This window comes from Streptomyces sp. NBC_01622 (assembly GCF_045209635.1).
Classification (GTDB): domain Bacteria; phylum Actinomycetota; class Actinomycetes; order Streptomycetales; family Streptomycetaceae; genus Streptomyces.
The window spans coordinates 4,145,545-4,164,831 of sequence record NZ_CP109293.1 but is presented as its reverse complement, the minus strand read 5'-3'; the positions used below and the strand labels follow the sequence as shown (position 1 = coordinate 4,164,831).

The window sequence follows — 19,287 nt, the reverse complement described above, 5'->3', positions numbered from 1 at the left end:
CGGGTGGGATCGCCGGGTACCGTGGACCCGGCCCGGACCACGGAAGACGCGCACAGACCACCGAGGGCCGAGGACCGAGGACATCGCAAGGAGCTTCAGGTGTTCAATGACATAGGACCGCTAGAGCTGGTGACGATCATTGTCCTCGCCGTGCTCGTCTTCGGTCCGGACAAGCTCCCGAAGGTCATCCAGGACGTCATGCGGACGATCCGGAAGATCCGAGAGTTCTCGGAGAGCGCCAAGGCGGACATCCGCGAGGAACTGGGCCCGGACTTCAAGGACTTCGACTTCGAGGACCTCAACCCCAAGACGTTCCTGCGCAAGCAGCTGGACAACGACGAGCTGGGGCTCAAGGAGATCCGCAACGGCTTCGACCTGAAGAAGGAGATGGCCGAGGTCACGGAGGCGGTGCAGAACGCCGACACCCCGAGTTCCCCGTCCGCTTCCGGTGGTCGTGTCGACATGACCAAGAAGCCCGAGGACCCCGGGAAGGACGAGCGCCCGCCCTTCGACGCGGACGCCACCTGACCCTCCCGCGCGGCTCCCACAGCGCTTCCCACGTGACGCGTTTCATACCTTCGCCACTCCCTCGTACGGCCTGAACACGGCCTCCGCACGCCTCACGCGCCGGGCGCTTTCCGGGCTGCCTCCCACGAGGTGGCTATGCTGCCGAGTTGTTGTGCGGACCGGGCGAGTCGCCCGAAGGGGGGCGGGCCGCCCCGGTCCGACGAGAGCGAGGAGGCGTCCGGCATGGAGACGACGAGTCGGGTAGGCGCGCAGGCGCCGGCCGCGGAGGGCGGACAACAGGTCCCCTCCGCCTGGCGCACGGTCGACGGCTACCTGCTGGCGCCCTTCCCGTGGTACGGCCTCGACGAGGCCTTCACGGGGCCGCGCTGGCTGATGCAGGTGGGCATGGCGGCGGACGGTGCCGTCGAGCACGGTTCGATCGGGCACGGCGACGAGCCCTCCGTACGCAACGAGGGCACGGAGGACAAGGAGAAGTTCGCGGTGGTCGTCACCGTCGCGGGCAACCCCGCGCGGCGCAGCGCCGACGGCACGGGTCTCCTGGAGGCCACCTCGGTGTCCTCGGCGGCCTGGCTCGCCGGTGTCGGACTGCTGTCCTTCACCTGGCCCGGCCAGATGGACCACACCCTGCGAGACGACTGGCTGGAGCAGCAGACGGAGACGGCCTGGGTACTGGCCGACGACCTCGCCGGCGACGACTGGTCGACCCTGTCCCTGCCCGTGGACGGCGTTCCGGCGCCCTTCCACTACCGCGAGTCCGAGTTCGGCTGGGTACTGGCCGGGTCGACCCAGGCGGGGGTCCACGTGGGGGCGTACGGCAGGGGCATGAGCGCGTACGGGCTCGGCTTCGCCATGGTCAAGGACATCGCGGCGTACGCCCACTAGCTGCTACGACGATGGGGGCGCCGTCTCACCGGACGGCGCCCCCATCGTCGTAGGAAGAGCTCTAGAACTTGTTCTTGGGAGTGATCCCGAGCGACAGTCCCGAAAGGCCCCGCTGCCGTCCCCCGAGCTTGCCTGCGATCGCCAGCAGGGCCGCCCCCGCCGGGGAGTCCGGGTCGCTCAACACCACCGGTTTGCCCTCGTCGCCGCCCTCGCGGAGGCGGACGTCGATCGGGATGCTTCCCAGTACTGGAACCGAGGCGCCCGTCGTGCGGGTCAGGCCTTCCGCGACCGACTGGCCGCCGCCCGTGCCGAAGACGTCGACCATCTCGCCGCAGTGCGGGCAGGGAAGGCCCGCCATGTTCTCGACGACGCCGACGATCTTCTGGTGGGTCTGTACGGCGATGGAGCCGGCCCGCTCGGCGACCTCGGCCGCCGCCTGCTGAGGGGTCGTCACGACGAGGATCTCCGCGTTCGGGACGAGCTGCGCGACCGAGATCGCGATGTCGCCCGTGCCCGGCGGGAGGTCGAGGAGAAGTACATCCAGGTCGCCCCAGTACACGTCCGCCAGGAACTGCTGGAGTGCCCGGTGGAGCATCGGGCCGCGCCACACCACCGGCGCGTTGCCCGGGGTGAACATGCCGATGGAGATGACCTTCACGCCGTGCGCCGACGGCGGCATGATCATGTTCTCGACCTGGGTGGGAGTGCCGTCGGCGCCCAGCATGCGCGGCACGGAGTGGCCGTAGATGTCGGCGTCGACGACCCCGACCTTGAGACCGTCGGCCGCCATCGCCGCCGCGAGGTTCACCGTCACCGAGGACTTGCCGACGCCGCCCTTGCCGGAGGCGACCGCGTAGACGCGGGTGAGGGAGCCGGGCTTGGCGAAGGGGACCTCGCGCTCGGCCGTGCCACCGCGCAGGGCGGTCGCGAGTTCCTTGCGCTGCTCGTCGCTCATCACGTCGAGGGTCACGTCGACGCCGGTGACGCCCTCGACGCGCGAGACCGCCTCCGTCACGCGCTGCGTGATCGTCTCGCGCATGGGGCAGCCGGAGACCGTCAGGTACACGGTGACCGCGACCGCTCCGTCCGCACCGATCTCCACCGACTTGACCATCCCCAGTTCGGTGATGGGTCGGTTGATCTCGGGGTCGTTCACCGTCGACAGTGCTTCACGCACCGCGTCTTCCGTAGCCATGTGTCGATGGTACGGCGCCGGGTGGGCCCTTCGGCCAGCCCCTCAGCGGTCGTCTGCGTCACGCACGGCAGACCGTTCTGCCGGGAATACGACATGCCCGTCGTGCCGTACGTCCAGCTCCTTCACCAGGTCCTGCAGCTCGGAGCGGATCCAGTCCCGGGTCGCCACCTCGCCGAGACCGATGCGGAGGGCGGCGATCTCGCGGGTGAGGTACTCGGTGTCGGCGATCGACCGCTCGTTCTGCTTGCGGTCCTGTTCGAGGTTGACCCGGTCGCGGTCGTCCTGCCGGTTCTGCGCGAGCAGGATCAGCGGGGCGGCGTAGGAGGCCTGGAGCGACAGCATCAGGGTGAGGAAGATGAACGGGTAGTTGTCGAAGCGGACATCGCGCGGGGCGAAGATGTTCCACAGCACCCACACGATGATGACGATCGTCATCCAGACGATGAACCGCCCGGTGCCCAGGAACCGCGCGATCCGTTCCGACAGCCGCCCGAAGGCCTCCGGGTCGTACTCGGGCAGCAGTCGGCGCCGGGGCGGGCGCGGCTGGTCGAGCCGGGTCCGCGACCGGGTGGTGGCGGTCGCGCCCGCCGGTGTCCGCTCACGCGTGGTCTCGCGCTCAGGAGTCATGAGCCGCCACCTCCTCTGTCCCCGCCTCGTTCTCGTTCTCGTCCAGATGGAATTCCGTCTCCCGCCAGTCCTCCGGCAGCATGTGGTCCAGTACGTCGTCCACGGTCACCGCGCCGAGCAGCGACCCGGTCTCGTCGACCACGGGCGCCGCGACCATGTCGTAGGTCGCGAAGAACCCGGCGATGAGCTGCAACGAGGCGTCCGGGTCCAGGGGTTGCAGGTCGCCGTCGATGATCGCGCTGACCAGGGTGTACGGCGGGTCGCGCAGCAGCCGCTGGAAGTGGACCGTGCCGAGGTACTTGCCGGTCGGGGTGTCGTCGGGCGGGCGGCAGACGTAGACCTGGGCGGCGAGGGCGGGGGAGAGGTCGGCGTTGCGGACCCGGGCGAGCGCGTCGGCGACGGTCGCGTCCGGTCGCAGGACGATCGGCTCGGTCGTCATGAGGCCGCCCGCGGTGTGCTCCTCGTAGGACATCAGGCGGCGTACGTCGGCCGCTTCGGAGGGCTCCATCAGGTTCAGCAGCCGCTCCTGGTCCTCCTCCGGCAGCTCGCCGAGCAGGTCGGCCGCGTCGTCCGGGTCCATCGCCTCCAGGACGTCCGCCGCGCGCTCCTCCTTCAGCTTGCCGAGGATCTCGATCTGGTCGTCCTCCGGGAGTTCTTCGAGGACGTCGGCCAGGCGGTCGTCGTCGAGGGCGGCGGCGACCTCGGCGCGGCGCTTGGGGGAGAGGTGGTGCAGGACGTTGGCGAGGTCGGCGGGGCGCAGCTGCTCGAAGGTGGCCAGGAGGCTCTCCGCGCCCTGTCCCTGCTCCTCAAGGGAGAACCCGGTGACGGCGGACCACTCCACGGTCAGCGTCTCCCCCTTGGCCCTTCTGAAGGCTCCGCCGGTCCTGCCCTTGCGGACGAAGACCCGGTCGATCTCCCAGTCCCGGCGGGCCGGCAGCTGCTGCACCGCCAGGTCGAGGACGGTGACCTCCTCGCCGGTCTCCACGAGGGTGACGCGCCGGTCGAGGAGTTCGCCGAACACCAGCCGTTCGGTGGGCCGTTGCTCGAAGCGGCGGACGTTGAGCACGCCGGTGGTCACGACCTGGCCGGACTCGATGCCGGTGACCCGGGTCATGGGGAGGAAGATGCGGCGCCGGGTGGAGAGTTCGACGACCAGGCCGAGCAGGCGCGGGGGCCGCCGGCCGACGCGCAGCATGACGACGAGATCGCGGACGCGGCCCACCTGGTCGCCGTTGGGATCGAAGACGGCGACACCGGAGAGGTGCGAGACGAAGACCCTGGGGGCGCTCCCTGCCATGGCCGCACCTCCCTTTCTTTTTCTGGTTTCCGGATGTTCCGATTTGCCCGCTCGGACGGGCTTCAGGCTAGCCCGTCCGTATGCGATCCGCGCAGGTGGGCGGTCCGGACGGACCCGCTCCGCCGCTGGGTGGCGCCCCCGGTACGCTGCCGTACGCCATCGCCGCCCCCCGCACGAAAGGCCCCCCACCTGTGACTGCGATTTCCCTGGTCCGAAACCGTCGTGCGGCGCTGCTCGGCGCGGTCTGTGCCCTGGTCGTGACGGGCATGGGACTGACGGGCTGCAGTGAGGATCCGGACGCGGGGACCAACGGGGTCGGCAAGCTGGCCGCCGACAGGATCCAGTCGAAGTCGGTGACGGCCGCGGGCGCCGCCGACGCGGTACGACTGTCCGGGACCGTCGTCACCAGCGGGCGCACGTACAAGCTCGACATGCGGCTGAAGTCCGACGGCGGCAGCGGCTCGGTCACCTCGAAGGGGTCGACGTTCGGGCTGCTGCGGGTCGGCGAGCAGCTGTATCTGAAGGCCGACGCGGACTTCTGGAACAGCAACGGGGACTCGGGCGTCGGCGACTCGCTGCACGGCAAGTACGTGAAGGTGCCGCAGGACGATCCCTCGTACAAGAAGTTCAGTGGTTTCACGGACAAGGACGTCCTCCTCTCCAGTCTGCTGACCCTGCACGGTTCACTCGCGACGGACGGACACCACGACCAGAACGGCGTCCGCACGATCCGCATCACCGGCGACGACGGCTCCGGCGGCACCCTCGATGTCTCCCTTGAGGGCAAGCCGTATCCGCTCCGCCTGGTCCGCGCGGGCGGCGCGGGCACGCTGACCTTCTCGGACTGGGGCAAGAGTTTCGCCGTGAAGGAACCTGCGGACGACGACACTGTCGACTACGGCAAGCAACTGCCGTCTTCCTAGCGGTACTTACCGCCGTTTGCGTTTCTTCAGCAGCAGGCGCGGCAGCGCGGCCGGGGCCGGTTGACGGGTCGTCGCGGGAGAAGGCAGCGGAGGCTCCGCGAGCGACCCCTCCGGCAACTCGGCCGTGGCGCCCGTCGGTTCGAGCCGCAGCACCCGGCACTCGCGCGCCCAGCGCTCCGTCATCGCCTCGCCGTCGGGCGCGTTGAGCCGCTTGCCCTTCAGCTCGCCGACGGTGGCGGTCCAGGCTTCGGAGCCCGGTGCCAGTTCCACGACCTTCGCCGTCCATACGACCAGCCGGCCGCCCTTGTCCTTGCTGCGGACCGTGACCTCGGCGGTGCCGCCGTCGGTCAGCCCCGGCAGCGGCTGCTCGCCCGGACCGTCGCCGATCAGACAGGCCGCGCCCTCGTGCCAGACGTGCCACAGGGCGCGGGCCGGGACGCCCGGACCGTTGACCCAGACGAGGCCGGACTTCTTCGTGGCCTCCTCGACGAGGGCCTGGTCGAGCAGCTCGCTGCTAGTCATGGCGCCCAGCCTATCCAGGCCGCTCACAGCCAGCCGTTGCGCTTCAGCGTGCGGTGGATCGCCAGACAGACCGTCACGGTGAAGGCGAGCACCACCGGATACCCGTACCGCGCGTGCAGCTCCGGCATGTGCTCGAAGTTCATGCCGTACACGCCCGTCACCATCGTCGGTACGGCGATGATCGCGGCCCACGCGGTGATCTTCCGCATGTCCTCGTTCTGCGCGACGGACGCCTGCGCGAGGTTGGCCTGGAGGATCGAGTTCAGCAGCTCGTCGAAGCCGATGACCTGCTCGTGGACCCGGGCGAGGTGGTCGGCGACGTCCCGGAAGTACTTCTGGATGTCGGGGTCGATCAGCCGCATCGGCCGCTCGCTCAGCAGCTGCATGGGACGCAGCAGCGGCGACACCGCGCGCTTGAACTCCAGTACCTCGCGCTTGAGTTGGTAGATCCGCGCCGAGTCGACACCGCGCGAGACCCCGCCCTTGCGGCCCGGCGTGAACACCTCGGTCTCGACCTCGTCGATGTCGTCCTGCACCGCGTCCGCGACCGCGACATAGCCGTCCACGACATGGTCGGCGATCGCGTGCAGCACCGCCGAGGGGCCGCGCGCGAGCAGCTCGGGGTCGTCCTGCAGCCGGTGCCGCAGCGCCCGCAGCGAGCCCTGGCCGCCGTGTCGGACGGTGATGAAGAAGTCCCGGCCGGTGAAGCACATGACCTCGCCGGTCTCAACCACCTCGCTGTTGGCGGTGAGTTGGTCGTGCTCGACGTAGTGGATGGTCTTGAAGACGGTGAACAGGGAGTCGTCGTAGCGCTCCAGCTTGGGCCGCTGATGGGCCTGCACGGCGTCCTCGACGGCGAGCGGGTGGAGTCCGAACTCCCCGGCGATACCGGCGAATTCGGCCTCGGTCGGCTCGTGCAGCCCGATCCACACGAAGCCGCCGTCGCGCCGCACCTGGCGCATCGCCTCGTGCGGGGTCAGCGGCTTGCCGGTGTCGACGCGGGCACCGTCGCGGTAGACGGCGCAGTCGACGACGGCCGACGGGGTGCCGGGGTCACGCGTGGTGTCGTACGCGCCGCCGTCCTTGCGCAGGGAGGGGCGGGACGGGCGGACCACGGCACGCAGGTCGCGGATCATCGACATGGCGGGCTCCTTCGCGACGAGCAACGAAAGGCGCCAACGACGGTTGGAACTGCCCGGAATGGGGACGTCCTGTGTGCGGATGTTTGGCACGTCCACAAAGCGGGGAGCACCGCACCGTCGCGGTGGCGAGTTTCGCTACTGATACAGGCACTGACTTCGGAACAGACAGATCGGTCGGATCGGATACACCGAACAGATCAGGCAGATCAGGAAAAGGAAACGAAGTGCTCTTCCGCGACAGTGAAGAAGTGCGAGCGGCGGCAGCCGACTGGAGGGGCTAGAGCCAGAGCGACGACATCAGCGGTCGGAAGAGCGGGTGGTACTGCCAGGCCGACTTCGGTCCATTGCAGCCCCACCTCCTCCGGCCGGTCCCCCGTAGGGGAGTCTCAACGGCGTCGGGACTTGATCGCGACGCTTCTGCGTGCTGCCCGAACGACCGGCCCAGACTATCAGCAGGCCGAAGTGTCAAGGCGCTGCTTTGCCCGGTACTGACGAGTTCTATGCTCCCCGCATGGTTGATGTTCTTGCTCTGGTCGAGGCCCGGTTGCGCACCGCGCTGGGCGAACCGGACGCGCGCGCGGGGGTCACCTTCCTGGGCACGGACCGCGTCGAGGTACTGCGTTTCCAGGACACCGGCCAGGAGGGCGGCATCGTCCGCTACGCCACGCTCGGCATGTCCGCACAGCCCATGAGCGACCCCACGGCGATGCTCGCCGACCCGGTCGCGGGCCCCCGCGCCGAGCTGGTCCTGTCCGTGCGCGGCGGCCTCGCCGACACCGACAAGGTACTCCGCCCGCTCGCCGTCCTCGCCGCGTCCCCGCAGGTCGAGGGCGTGGTGGTGGCCCCCGGCGCCTCGCTCGACGTGGGCGAGCCGCTGTGGCCCGGCGCCCTCTTCACCTCGGTACTGGTCGCCGAGCCGGGCGGTCTGGTCGAGGACCTGGACCTCGACGCGCCCCTCGACCCGGTCCGCTTCCTTCCCCTGCTCCCCATGACCCCGAACGAGGCCGCCTGGAAGCGCGTCCACGGCGCCCAGGCCCTCCAGGAACGCTGGCTGACGAACGGGACGGACCTCCGGGATCCGTCCCGCAGGTCCGTCCCGCTCGACTGACAGCCGGAGTGAGCAAGCTCACCAACGACGGCCGGGAATCGGCTAGTTGGCGAACACCGCGACACTGTCCTCAGTCGCGTGCTTCGGCTCCAGCACCTCGGCGTCGTGCGTGAGCGCGTTCCGTCGTACGACGACCACCAGCGCGCCCAGCGCCGCGGTGACGGCCGCGACCACGAACGGGATGTGGATGTTGGTCCAGCCCTCGATCTTCGGCGCGAAGAACGGCGCGGCGGCCGCGGCGAACCAGCGGACGAAGTTGTAGCCCGCGCTCGCCACCGGGCGCGGCGCGTCCGACACGCCGAGGGCCAGCTCGGTGTAGACGGTGTTGTTCACGCCGATGAAGGCACCGGACAGGATCGTGCAGACGACGGCGGTGGTGTGGCTGCCGTAGCCGAGGACGAGCACGTCGACGGCGAGCAGCACCAGTGAGCCGCCGAGCACCTTCAGGGAGCCGAAGCGGGACTGCAGGCGCGGGGCGACGAAGACCGAGAAGACGGCGAGCAGCACACCCCAGGCGAAGAACACGGCACCCGACTTGTAGGGGGTCATGTTCAGCACGAACGGGGTGAAGGCCAGCACGGTGAAGAACGTGTAGTTGTAGAAGAAGGACGACACGGCGGCGGAGGCCAGGCCGCCGTGGCCGAGCGCCTTGAGCGGGTCCAGCAGTGATGTCTTGCGGGCGGGCTTCGGCTGTTCCTTCAGGAACGCCGTGATGCACAGGAAGCCGATCGCCATCAGGAACGCGGTGCCGAAGAAGGGGTAGCGCCAGCTCTGGTTGCCCAGCAGGGCGCCGACCAGCGGGCCGCAGGCCATGCCGAGGCCGAGGGCGGACTCGTAGAGCAGGATCGCCGCGGCGCTGCCCCCGGCCGCCGCGCCGACGATCACCGCGAGGGCCGTCGAGACGAAGAGCGCGTTGCCGAGGCCCCAGCCGGCCCGGAAGCCGACGAGTTCGCCGACCGAGCCCGAGGTGCCGGCGAGGCCGGCGAAGACCACGACGAGGGCGAGGCCGAGCAGCAGGGTCTTCTTGCCGCCGATGCGGCTGGAGACGAAGCCGGTCACCAGCATCGCGACGGCGGTGATCAGGAAGTACGAGGTGAAGAGCAGGGAGACCTGGCCGGCGGTGGCGTCCAGGCCCTTGGCTATCGACGGCAGGATCGGGTCGACGAGCCCGATGCCCATGAAGGCGACGACCGAGGCGCCGGCGGTCGCCCACACGGCCTTCGGCTGCCGCAGCAGGCTGCCGGTGCCGGCTCCCGCGTCGAAGGGGTCGTCCATCCCGTCCATGCTTCCTCCCAAGTAGTTGGTGTATGCACATAGTAAGTTAGGCAAGGTAATAAATGCAAGATGCATCTAGTTTTGTTCCGTGAGTGGCCCCGCCCGGACGGGTGATCGTCCTTGACGTGTGGGTGCGAGGGTAGGACCGTGGGGCCCTATGAGGGGCGAACCCAGTTGCCCGAAGTGTGGTGGCCGGGTCAGGGCTCCCGGACTCTTCGCCGATTCCTGGCAGTGCGATGTCCACGGCACGGTGCATCCGCTGCAGCCCGTGATCCCGCCCAGCGTCGAGGCCCTCAGCGTCGTCGTGCATCGCACGCAGGTACCCGTGTGGATGCCGTGGCCCCTGCCGGTCGGCTGGCTGTTCACGGGCGTGGCGTGCGCGGGGGACGACCGGAGCGGGGGTCGTGCGACGGCTGTGGCGTGCTCGGGCCCCGGGCCGCTCGGTGGGATGGGTGAGCTGATCCTCGTCGCGGAGGAGCTGGGGGTCGGGCTCGGGGCGCGGTACGCCGGGATCGACGGGCCGGATCCCGGGCCGTACATGAGCGTCGAGAAGCCGCCGCAGGCGAAGCTGTTGGCGGCCGGGCGGCCTACGCCGTTGTGGCATGTGGCTACGGCGCCGGATGATCGGGCCGTTTTCGCCGGTGAGGCGTTGGGGTTGTGGCTGTGGGCCGTTGTCTGGCCTGAGCAGTCGGGGTTGTTGATGTATGACGAGTTGGTGCTTACGGATTTGCGGGACGCGGGGGCGGAACTGGATCTCGTGCCGTGTGGGGCGTTGTCGCCGCGCTTGCTGGAGCCGTAGCGCCTAAGGGGGCGCCTCGGTCGGTTGTGGAGCGGGTGCGGGCGTGTGGGGGCTTGTCGCGCAGTTCCCCGCGCCCCTTAGGGGGTGTGCCTCAGCTGTGTTCATAGAGGTCCCGGGGATGCCGTTACCCTTGTGTGGTCCCGTCCTGCCAGCGCCTGGAGTCTTGTCGTGCGTATTGATCTGCACACCCACTCCACGGCCTCGGACGGAACGGACTCGCCTGCTGAGCTGGTGCGGAATGCTGCCGCTGCTGGGCTTGATGTCGTCGGGCTGACCGATCACGACACCAGCCGGGGGTACGCGGAGGCGATCGACGCTCTGCCTGCCGGGATCACGCTGGTCACCGGGGCCGAGATGTCCTGTCGGACCGACGGGATCTCGATGCACATGCTGGCCTATCTCTTCGATCCCGAGGAACCGGCGCTGCTCGCCGAGCGGGAGCTGGTGCGGGACGACCGGGTGCCGCGGGCCCGGGCCATGGTGGAGCGGCTTCAGGGGCTGGGTGTGCCGGTGACCTGGGAGCAGGTCGCGCGGATCGCCGGTGAGGGGTCGGTCGGGCGGCCGCATGTCGCCACCGCGCTGGTCGAGCTGGGTGTCGTACCGACCGTGAACGACGCCTTCACCGCGGACTGGCTGGGCGACGGCGGCCGGGCCCATGTGGCGAAGCACGAGACCGATCCGTTCGAGGCGATCCGGCTGGTCAAGGCCGCGGGCGGGGTCACCGTCTTCGCGCATCCGGCGGCCAGCAAGCGCGGACGCACCGTGCCCGAGTCCGCCATCGCCGAGATGGCCGCGGTCGGGCTCGACGGTATCGAGGTCGACCACATGGACCACGACGCCGAGACGCGGGTGCGGTTGCGCGGGCTCGCGAAGGAGCTCGGGCTGCTCGTCACCGGGTCCAGCGACTACCACGGGAGCCGCAAGTCCGTGCAGCTCGGTGAGTACACGACCGATCCCGAGGTCTACGGCGAGATCACGCGGCGCGCGACCGGGGCGTTCCCGGTGCCGGGGGCCGGCGGAGTCTGACCCCGCCCGCATCCTCCCCGCCCACCTCTCCTCTGCAAGGCTTGTGGCTCACCCATGTTCGACCTCGCCGTCTTCGGCTCTCTCTTCCTGACCCTTTTTGTCATCATGGATCCCCCAGGGATCACCCCGATCTTTCTCGCGCTGACCGCCGGACGGCCGGCCAAGGTGCAGAAGCGGATGGCGTTCCAGGCCGTCTGTGTGGCGGGTGGGGTCATCACCGTCTTCGGGCTGCTCGGGCATCAGATCCTCGACTATCTGCATGTCTCCGTGCCCGCGCTGATGATCGCGGGCGGGCTGCTGCTCCTGCTGATCGCGCTCGACCTGCTCACCGGCAAGACCGACGAGCCGAAGCAGACCAAGGACGTCAACGTCGCCCTCGTACCCCTGGGCATGCCGCTGCTCGCCGGGCCCGGTGCGATCGTGTCCGTCATCCTCGCCGTGCAGAAGGCCGACAGTGTGGCCACGCAGGTGTCGGTGTGGGCGGCGATCCTCGCCATCCATGCCGTGCTGTGGGTGGTGATGCGGTACTCGCTGCTGATCATCCGGGTCATCAAGGACGGCGGGGTCGTCCTCGTCACGCGGCTCGCGGGGATGATGCTGTCGGCCATCGCCGTGCAGCAGATCATCAACGGGATCACCCAGGTTGTCCGGGCGGGCTGAGGCCCGTGAACGCAGAACCCCCGTACGGCGTCGGTGCCGTACGGGGGTTCTGAAGTGTGGTGGAGATCCGCGTGAATGTCGTAGGTGTTACGCGGCGTCGTAAGTGTTACGAGGCCTTGGTCTCGGCGGGGCGGATCCACAGTCGCTGTCCTATGGCGGCGGCCTGTTGCACGATCCGATTGACGGAGGCGGCGTCCACGACGGTGCTGTCCACGGTGGTGCCGTCGACCTCGTCAAGACGCATGATTTCGAAGCGCATTGGCTTCTCCCTTCGTCTGGTCATCCTCCTGAGGAGAACTACTTGGGTACTGATGTAGTCAACGGGATGCGTGTTACAAACATTCCCTACGCTAAGGAAATTTTTCGAACGCCTAATTACTGACCGGTAAGAGATCGGCACGAGACTGACCGGGACCGGTTGTGTTCGCAGCGTGACCGCCGGGACAATGGAGGCGATGAACGACGACCTCGCGGCCCTCAGCGCCCGCATCGACCGCACGAACGAGCTGCTGCAGCGCATGCTCGCCGAAGTGGCGAAGACGCCCTCGACGCATGCGATCTTCGTCGACGCCGGGTACTTGTATGCAGCTGCGGGCCGGCTCGTCTCCGGGACCGAGGACCGGCGCACCTTCGACCTCGACACCGAGGGCCTCATCGAGGCGCTCATCGACAAGGCCCGCACGATCTTCGCGGACAGCCGGCTGCTGCGCGTCTACTGGTACGACGGCGCCCGGCGCCGCATCCACACCGCCGAGCAGCAGGCCATCGCCGAACTCCCGGACGTGAAGGTCCGGTTGGGCAATCTCAACGCCAACAACCAGCAGAAGGGCGTCGATTCACTCATCCGCTCCGACCTGGAGTCCCTTGCCCGGCACCGCGCCATCAGCGACGCGGCCCTCATCGGCGGCGACGAGGACCTGGTGTCGGCGGTCGAAGCGGCTCAAGGGTACGGCGCCCGCGTCCACTTGTGGGGCATCGAGGCCCCCGAGGGCCGCAACCAGGCCGAGCCGCTCCTCTGGGAGGTCGACAGCCAGCGCACCTTCGACCTCGACTTCTTCAAGCCGTACGTCTCCCGGCGCACGTCCGCCGTCTACGAGGCCGCCGCCACCCGGCCCACCCGCGACGACGTCCGGTTCGTGGGCGCGCAGATCGCCGCGAAGTGGCTCGCCGCGCGGGGACGGGAGGCGCTGGTGGAACTGCTGCCCGGGCATCCGTATCTGCCCGGTTCGGTCGACCAGGATCTGCTGGTGGAGGCGGAGGGGCTGCTGCAGTACTCCCTGCGCGGGCAGTCCGATCTGCGGCGGTCGCTGCGGGACGGGTTCTGGGAGCACCTGCAGACGCAGTACTAGCGTCTTTTACCGGCCTGCGGTGTCCCAGAAGTCGGCGATGGCCCGGGCCGTCGCGGCCGGCTGGTCAGTGTTCGGTGAGTGCTCGGCCCGCGCGATGACGGTTCGCCGCGCCTTCAGCCGTACGGCCATGTCGTCGAGGAGCGGCACCGGCCAGGTGTCGTCGCGTGAACCCGACAGGACGTGGAACGGCAGCGGGACGGCGGCCAGTTCGGCGACCCGGTCCGGCTCGACGCACAACTGGCGCCCCGTGGCGAGGAGTTGGGCCGGCTTGGTGCCCAGCCAGCGGCGCCGCAGATCGGCCCGGTCGTCGAGCCCCTCGTCCAGCGCACCGCCGGTCTCGGTCTCCTCGGGTGCCTCCATCGCCTGGATCGCCTCCCACACCTCGGCCATCGACATCACGGTGAGCGCGTCCCGCAACAGCTTCACCCGATCCTGCTGGGACGCGGAGATCTGCGCAGGACCCGACGCCATGAGCGTCAGCGACACGAACGGCGCGTGGTCCAGGAGTACGGCGGCACGCGCGACCTGTCCGCCGAGGGAGTGCCCGAGCAGATGCACCGGCGCGCCGACCGCCTCGGCCAGCGCGAGCACATCCCGCGCCAACTCGTCCTGGGCGTAGGCGGATTCGTCGTCCCGGGGCCCGTCCGTCTCGTACTGCCCCCGCCCGTCCACGGCGACCGTCCGATACCCGCGCGCGCCGAGCGGCACATGCAGGGGGTTGAAGTCCTCCTTGCTCCCGGTGAATCCCGGCAGCAGCAGGGCGACTCCCTTCGGCTCGACACCGCCGGCCACGGGCGCGTCCACGACGGCGAACTCACCGCGACCGGTCCGCAGCGGGTACGCGCGAGCGCCGGGGGGCGGGACGAAGGAAGGGGGCCTACTCATGGCCCGAGGTTATCCGGCGGAGCCGAGCGGGATGGGGACGGGAGGGTGTAACCGGGGTTAACGGGGGAGCGGGAGCGGCGAGCGGAGGGGGAACGCCGACGGCCCGGCCCACGTGGAGTGGGCCGGGCCGTTCGGTGTTATGGCCTTCGGGGCAGGGCCGGTCAGCTCTCGCCGGCCTCCGCCGCCGTTGTCGCAGTCGCCGGGGCCTTGCGGGGACGGCGCACCCTCGGCTTCGCCTCGGCTGCCTCCGTCTCCGCGACGACCGGGGCTTCGGCGGTCTTGCGGGTCGTACGGCGGCGGGGCTTGGCCTCCGACTCCTCGGCCACCTGGGCCGGGATGTCGGCGACGGCCTTGCGGGTCGTGGCGCGGCGGCGCGGCTTGGCCTCCGTGCCCTCGGCCGTGTCCACGGCGACGACCTCGGCCGGAGCCGCGGTCTTCCGGGTCCGCGTGCTGCGCGGTTTGACCTCGACGGCCTCCGGCGCCTCGGTGGCTACCGGAGCGGCGGCCGCCTTGCGGGTCCGACGGGGCTTCGCCTCGACGGCCTCGACCGTGTCCAGGACAGCTTCGGCGGCAACCGCGGCCTTCCGCGTACGGCGCGGCTTGACCTCGGCCGTGGCCGTGGCGGCTACGGCTTCCGGCGCCTCGGTGGCCACCGGCGCGGCAGCGACCTTGCGGGTACGGCGCGGCTTGGTCTCGACGGCCTCGACCGTGTCGACGACGGCTTCCGCGGCAACCGCGGTCTTGCGGGTCCGACGAGGCTTGGCCTCCTCCGTGACCGTCGGCTCCGCCGCGACCGGGGCTTCGGCGGTCTTGCGGGTCGTACGGCGGCGGGGCTTGACCTCCGGCTCGTCGGCCACCTGGGCCGGGATGTCGGCGACGGCCTTGCGGGTCGTGGCGCGACGGCGCGGCTTGGCCTCCGTGCCCTCGGCCGTGTCGACGGCGACGACCTCGGCCGGAGCCGCGGTCTTCCGGGTCCGGGTGCGACGCGGCTTGGTCTCGACGGCCTCGGCCGTGTCGACGGCGGCTACGGCAGCGGCCTCCGGAGTGGCCACGGCGACCGTCTCGACCGGCTCCGTGGCAGCTACGGCCTTACGGGTCCGGCGGCGCGGCTTCGTCTCCTCGGCGACCGGGGCCTCAGCCACCGGCGTCTCGGCGACCACGGTCTCGGCCGTCGCGATCGCCGGCTCCGCAGACTTGCGGGTACGGCGTCGGCGCGTCGGCGCGGAGGCGTCCAGGGCCGGGCCCTCGGCCGTCGCCACGGCGTGCTCCGCGGCCTCGGGTGCGACCGCGGAGGTGACTGCCGTGGCCGGCAGCTGCTCTCCCGTCGCTCCGGTGCGGGTGCGGCGACGGCGGCGCGGAGTGCGGGTCGCGGTCTCCTCGGAGGCGGCCAGTGCGGTCTCCTCCGGCGTGGACGTCACGGCCGTAGCGGCCGAAGTCTCTTCCATCGGGGCGCCGTTGCGCGTACGACGGCGGCGGCGCGGGGTGCGCGCCGGGCGCTCGGCGTCGACGGGACCGGCACTGGCACCGGAGCGGGACTCGTTCCGGTTGTCCCGGCCGCCGTCACGTCCGCCTCGGCCGCTGTCACGACCGCCCCTGCCGCCGTCGCGACCGCCACGGCCGCGCGGACCGCCGCGACCGCCGGTCTCGCCGAGGTCCTCGACCTCCTCCGCGGCCAGCCCGGCGCGGGTGCGCTCCGAGCGGGGCAGGACACCCTTGGTGCCCGCGGGGATGTTCATCTCCTCGAAGAAGTGCGGGGAGGTGGAGTACGTCTCCGGCGGGTTCGGGAAGCCCAGGTCCAGCGCCTTGTTGATGAGCTGCCAGCGCGGGATGTCGTCCCAGTCGACGAGGGTGACCGCGATGCCCTTGGCGCCCGCGCGGCCCGTACGGCCGATGCGGTGCAGGTAGGTCTTCTCGTCCTCGGGGGACTGGTAGTTGATGACGTGCGTGACGCCCTCGACGTCGATACCGCGGGCGGCGACGTCGGTGCAGACGAGCACGTCCACCTTGCCGTTGCGGAACGCGCGCAGCGCCTGCTCGCGGGCGCCCTGGCCGAGGTCGCCGTGGACCGCGCCGGAGGCGAAACCGCGCTGCTGGAGCTGGTCGGCGAGGTCGGCCGCCGTGCGCTTCGTACGGCAGAAGACCATGACCGGGCCCCGGCCCTCGGCCTGCAGGATGCGGGCGACGAGCTCGGGCTTGTCCATGTTGTGCGCGCGGTAGACGAACTGCTTGGTGTTCGCGACCGTCGCGCCCTCGTCGTCCGGCGAGGTGGCGCGGATGTGCGTGGGCTGCGACATGTAGCGGCGCGCGAGACCGATGACCGCGCCCGGCATGGTCGCCGAGAACAGCATCGTCTGGCGGCGGGCCGGCAGGAAGTTGATGATCTTCTCGACGTCGGGCAGGAAGCCCAGGTCGAGCATCTCGTCGGCCTCGTCGAGGACGAGCGACCGGATGTGCTTGAGGTCGAGCTTCTTCTGGCCCGCGAGGTCGAGCAGCCGGCCCGGGGTGCCGACGACGACGTCGACACCCTTGCGGAGCGCCTCGACCTGCGGCTCGTAGGCCCGGCCGCCGTAGATGGCGAGGACGCGCACGTTGCGCACCTTGCCGGCGGTCAGCAGGTCGTTGGTGACCTGGGTGCACAGCTCGCGGGTGGGGACGACGACGAGCGCCTGCGGGGCGTCGGTCAGCTGCTCGGGCTTGGCGCGGCCGGCCTCGACGTCGGCGGGGACGGTGACGCGCTCCAGGAGCGGGAGGCCGAAGCCCAGCGTCTTGCCGGTGCCGGTCTTGGCCTGGCCGATGACGTCCGTGCCGGAAAGGGCTACGGGGAGCGTCATCTCCTGGATCGGGAAGGGGGAGACGATACCGACGGCCTCAAGGGCCTCAGCGGTCTCGGGAAGGATTCCGAGCTCTCGGAAAGTAGTCAGGGTGCTGCCTCTTCTGTGTGCGCGGTGCGAGGCGAGCGCGGGGGTCGTGTCAGGACCGTGCCGGGGACGTCGGCTGCCTTACGGACAACCCGTGAGGGCAAACCGTGAGGCACGGGACCACTGCCGACGCTCTAGCGCTCGAACCGCTGAGGGTCCCCCTCCGAACTTCGTACGCAAAGTGCCGTACGGGCGAGGAGGGCTGTCGGGTCGGAGCCGATCGGGCCACCGACCGGGCATCCTCATTCGTGCGGCCCGGCGAATACTCGGCGGGCGCATTACCACCATACCCCGGAATCACGCACATGCGTTGGCCGATTTGGTCACGTAGTCGTCGTCACACTGATTGACCAGGGCCTTCCGCCGTGCGGTGAGCGGGCTATTGTGCGCTTCATGACGACCGCTGACAATGCCTCCGACGCACCCGCCGAACCCACCGGAGTCGCCGCCCAGGACTGGACCACGGCCGCCGCCGACCCCCAGTACCGCAACGCGGTCGTGGACCTGCTCGGCGCGCTCGCGTACGGCGAGCTGGCGGCGTTCGAGCGGCTCGCGGAGGACGCCAAGCTGGCGCCGACGCTCGCGGACAAGGCGGAGCTGGCGAAGATGGCGTCGGCCGAGTTCCACCACTTCGAGCAGCTCAGGGACCGGCTCACGGAGATCGGGGCCGAGCCGACCGAGGCGATGCAGCCGTTCGTCGCCGCGCTCGACGGCTTCCACAGGCAGACGGCGCCCTCGGACTGGCTGGAAGGGCTCGTCAAGGCGTACGTCGGCGACTCGATCGCCAGCGACTTCTACCGCGAGGTCGCGGCCCGCCTCGACAAGGACTCCCGCTCGCTGGTGCTCGGCGTCCTCGACGACACCGGGCACGCGAGTTTCGCCGTGGAAAAGGTACGCGCGGCAATCGACGCGGACCCGCGCGTGGGGGGCCGACTCGCCCTGTGGGCACGGCGGTTGATGGGGGAGGCGCTGTCGCAGTCCCAGCGGGTCGTCGCCGACCGGGACGCGCTGTCGACGATGCTCGTGGGCGGCGTGGCGGACGGGTTCGACCTCGCGGAGGTGGGCCGGATGTTCTCCCGGATCACCGAGGCGCACACCAAGCGGATGGCGGCCCTGGGGCTCGCCGCCTAGGGCCTGTCCGGCGGATGCAGGTCGCAGGAAAGCAACGGTGACTGGTCAGCGCCGGTGAGCGGGGTCTGGTGCGTCCAGTTGCAAGGCGGAGGAGGGCGTCGACGCGGTGGGGGCACCTCCCGGCCGAAGGCTGGGGGACGTCGACAACCGACGACAACGCCGCTGGGGGTCCCCCCACGCCTTTAGGGCAGTGGGGGAGGGCGCACCAGACCCCGCGTCTGCGGCATGTTCCGCCGGACAGGCCCTAGTCACGCAGGTGCGGACCGTCCCCGGAGTCGTCTTGACGGTCGAACGAGCAGGGAGAGCGAGGCGGCCGAGACGACCGCCGCGCCGAGCAGGCTCGGCAGGCCACTGCCGGGGCCCAGCGCGCTGTGCGTGACGAAGTCTCCGAAGAGCGCTCCGGCGACACCGGTGGAGAAGACCAGGGTGCGGGCCGGAAGACGGTTCGCGAGCCGGTGGGTGGCCGCCCATGCGAGCAGCAGACCCAGCACAGCGGAGCCGAGCGCTTCCAGGATCATCACGGGGGTCCCTCCCACGGTCGGCCTGCGTACTGCTGTCGTAGCCGGTCATACCCGTGACCTGCGGAATGCAATCCTCCCCTGTGGGCGACTTGTGCTCCGTCTGTGATGGAAACGCGAGGGGGCCCGGTGGCCTTTCCGGTCACCGGGCCCCCTCGTCTGTCCGTGACTACAGCGCGCCGAAGCCCACCTTGCGCGGGGCCGCCTCGCCGAGCTCGACATAGGCGAGCCGGTCGGCGGGGACGAGGACCTTGCGGCCGTGCTCGTCCACGAGGCTCAGCAGCGGAGCCTTCCCGGTCAGTGCCTCGGCCACGGCCTGCTCGACCTCCTCGGCGCTCTGACCGGTCTCCAGAACGATCTCGCGAGGCGTGTGCAGCACGCCGATCTTGACCTCCACGCTATGTCCCTCCGACGGTCAGCAAAGTGCGCGATCTTCCGCGCCGTACGCAGCACACACTAGCCCGGTGAGAGGACGTAGATGTTCCGCGCCGGGAACGCCAGG

The 19,287-nt window shown here is 70.2% G+C and carries 20 protein-coding genes; 9 read left to right on the top strand and 11 right to left on the bottom strand.

All coding sequences use genetic code 11. The features are described 5' to 3' along the window. The first annotated feature begins 99 nt into the window (after positions 1–99). Both OH768_RS18605 and OH768_RS18600 read left to right on the top strand, forming a co-directional pair. Positions 100–528 (top strand): sec-independent translocase, encoded by a 429-nt coding sequence (locus tag OH768_RS18605; protein ID WP_406455010.1) that lies wholly within the window; start codon positions 100–102, stop codon positions 526–528. Positions 529–750: 222 nt separating this feature from the next. Continuing rightward, positions 751–1,410, top strand: a complete 660-nt coding sequence (locus OH768_RS18600; RefSeq protein ID WP_406455008.1) for a hypothetical protein — start codon at positions 751–753, stop codon at positions 1,408–1,410. Between the two features lie 61 nt (positions 1,411–1,471). Here the strand turns inward: OH768_RS18600 and OH768_RS18595 are convergent, their stop codons facing one another. From OH768_RS18595 to OH768_RS18585, 3 genes are read right to left on the bottom strand one after another with little or no spacing between them, the layout of a single operon-like run. Further along, positions 1,472–2,605 carry an Mrp/NBP35 family ATP-binding protein gene (locus OH768_RS18595; RefSeq protein WP_406455006.1) on the bottom strand — a complete coding sequence of 378 codons (1,134 nt, stop codon included), beginning with the start codon at positions 2,603–2,605 and terminating at the stop codon, positions 1,472–1,474. Between the two features lie 42 nt (positions 2,606–2,647). After that, a complete protein-coding gene (locus OH768_RS18590; RefSeq protein ID WP_406455004.1) occupies positions 2,648–3,232 on the bottom strand; it encodes a DUF1003 domain-containing protein in 585 nt (194 codons plus the stop codon). Then, positions 3,222–4,529 carry a magnesium transporter MgtE N-terminal domain-containing protein gene (locus tag OH768_RS18585; RefSeq protein WP_406455002.1) on the bottom strand — a complete coding sequence of 436 codons (1,308 nt, stop codon included), beginning with the start codon at positions 4,527–4,529 and terminating at the stop codon, positions 3,222–3,224. The genes OH768_RS18590 and OH768_RS18585 overlap by 11 nt, the downstream gene beginning before the upstream one ends. 191 nt (positions 4,530–4,720) lie before the next feature. Here OH768_RS18585 and OH768_RS18580 point away from each other — a divergent pair, with 191 nt between their 5' ends. After that, entirely contained in the window at positions 4,721–5,452 is a 732-nt protein-coding gene (locus OH768_RS18580; protein ID WP_406455000.1) for a hypothetical protein, read from the top strand. A 6-nt stretch (positions 5,453–5,458) separates the two neighbouring features. On the opposite strand, the gene OH768_RS18575 is transcribed toward OH768_RS18580, so the two are convergent. After that, positions 5,459–5,974 carry a hypothetical protein gene (locus OH768_RS18575; protein ID WP_406454998.1) on the bottom strand — a complete coding sequence of 172 codons (516 nt, stop codon included), beginning with the start codon at positions 5,972–5,974 and terminating at the stop codon, positions 5,459–5,461. Between the two features lie 23 nt (positions 5,975–5,997). Continuing rightward, positions 5,998–7,116, bottom strand: coding sequence for a magnesium and cobalt transport protein CorA (locus OH768_RS18570; RefSeq protein WP_406454996.1), 1,119 nt, complete (start codon positions 7,114–7,116; stop codon positions 5,998–6,000). A gap of 511 nt (positions 7,117–7,627) precedes the next feature. On the opposite strand from OH768_RS18570, the gene OH768_RS18565 reads away from it, so the two are divergent. After that, positions 7,628–8,224 (top strand): suppressor of fused domain protein, encoded by a 597-nt coding sequence (locus tag OH768_RS18565; RefSeq protein ID WP_406454994.1) that lies wholly within the window; start codon positions 7,628–7,630, stop codon positions 8,222–8,224. Positions 8,225–8,266: 42 nt separating this feature from the next. Here the strand turns inward: OH768_RS18565 and OH768_RS18560 are convergent, their stop codons facing one another. Further along, positions 8,267–9,508 carry an MFS transporter gene (locus OH768_RS18560; RefSeq protein WP_406454992.1) on the bottom strand — a complete coding sequence of 414 codons (1,242 nt, stop codon included), beginning with the start codon at positions 9,506–9,508 and terminating at the stop codon, positions 8,267–8,269. A 148-nt stretch (positions 9,509–9,656) separates the two neighbouring features. Between OH768_RS18560 and OH768_RS18555 the strand changes: the two genes are divergently transcribed. The 3 genes from OH768_RS18555 to OH768_RS18545 all read left to right on the top strand — a co-directional run bounded on the left by OH768_RS18555 (position 9,657) and on the right by OH768_RS18545 (position 11,984). Then, positions 9,657–10,298, top strand: a complete 642-nt coding sequence (locus OH768_RS18555) for a DUF6758 family protein (RefSeq protein ID WP_406454990.1) — start codon at positions 9,657–9,659, stop codon at positions 10,296–10,298. Between the two features lie 168 nt (positions 10,299–10,466). Then, the gene (locus tag OH768_RS18550) at positions 10,467–11,324 is read left to right on the top strand and encodes a PHP domain-containing protein (RefSeq protein ID WP_406454988.1); all 858 of its coding nucleotides are present in this window, start codon (positions 10,467–10,469) and stop codon (positions 11,322–11,324) included. A 54-nt stretch (positions 11,325–11,378) separates the two neighbouring features. Then, the gene (locus OH768_RS18545) at positions 11,379–11,984 is read left to right on the top strand and encodes a MarC family protein (RefSeq protein WP_406454986.1); all 606 of its coding nucleotides are present in this window, start codon (positions 11,379–11,381) and stop codon (positions 11,982–11,984) included. A gap of 106 nt (positions 11,985–12,090) precedes the next feature. Here OH768_RS18545 and OH768_RS18540 read toward each other — a convergent pair whose 3' ends face one another. Beyond that, positions 12,091–12,243 (bottom strand): hypothetical protein, encoded by a 153-nt coding sequence (locus OH768_RS18540; protein ID WP_019058373.1) that lies wholly within the window; start codon positions 12,241–12,243, stop codon positions 12,091–12,093. Between the two features lie 196 nt (positions 12,244–12,439). Here OH768_RS18540 and OH768_RS18535 point away from each other — a divergent pair, with 196 nt between their 5' ends. Continuing rightward, positions 12,440–13,333, top strand: a complete 894-nt coding sequence (locus OH768_RS18535) for an NYN domain-containing protein (RefSeq protein WP_406454984.1) — start codon at positions 12,440–12,442, stop codon at positions 13,331–13,333. A gap of 6 nt (positions 13,334–13,339) precedes the next feature. Here the strand turns inward: OH768_RS18535 and OH768_RS18530 are convergent, their stop codons facing one another. After that, positions 13,340–14,218, bottom strand: coding sequence for an alpha/beta fold hydrolase (locus tag OH768_RS18530; protein WP_406454982.1), 879 nt, complete (start codon positions 14,216–14,218; stop codon positions 13,340–13,342). Between the two features lie 161 nt (positions 14,219–14,379). Beyond that, a complete protein-coding gene (locus OH768_RS18525; protein WP_406454980.1) occupies positions 14,380–17,049 on the bottom strand; it encodes a DEAD/DEAH box helicase in 2,670 nt (889 codons plus the stop codon). A 480-nt stretch (positions 17,050–17,529) separates the two neighbouring features. Between OH768_RS18525 and OH768_RS18520 the strand changes: the two genes are divergently transcribed. After that, positions 17,530–18,267 (top strand): ferritin-like fold-containing protein, encoded by a 738-nt coding sequence (locus tag OH768_RS18520; RefSeq protein ID WP_406454978.1) that lies wholly within the window; start codon positions 17,530–17,532, stop codon positions 18,265–18,267. 248 nt (positions 18,268–18,515) lie between these two features. On the opposite strand, the gene OH768_RS18515 is transcribed toward OH768_RS18520, so the two are convergent. Next, positions 18,516–18,785 (bottom strand): hypothetical protein, encoded by a 270-nt coding sequence (locus OH768_RS18515; RefSeq protein WP_406465328.1) that lies wholly within the window; start codon positions 18,783–18,785, stop codon positions 18,516–18,518. Positions 18,786–18,954: 169 nt separating this feature from the next. After that, positions 18,955–19,182 carry a DUF3107 domain-containing protein gene (locus OH768_RS18510; protein WP_019072095.1) on the bottom strand — a complete coding sequence of 76 codons (228 nt, stop codon included), beginning with the start codon at positions 19,180–19,182 and terminating at the stop codon, positions 18,955–18,957. Positions 19,183–19,287: the final 105 nt, after the last annotated feature.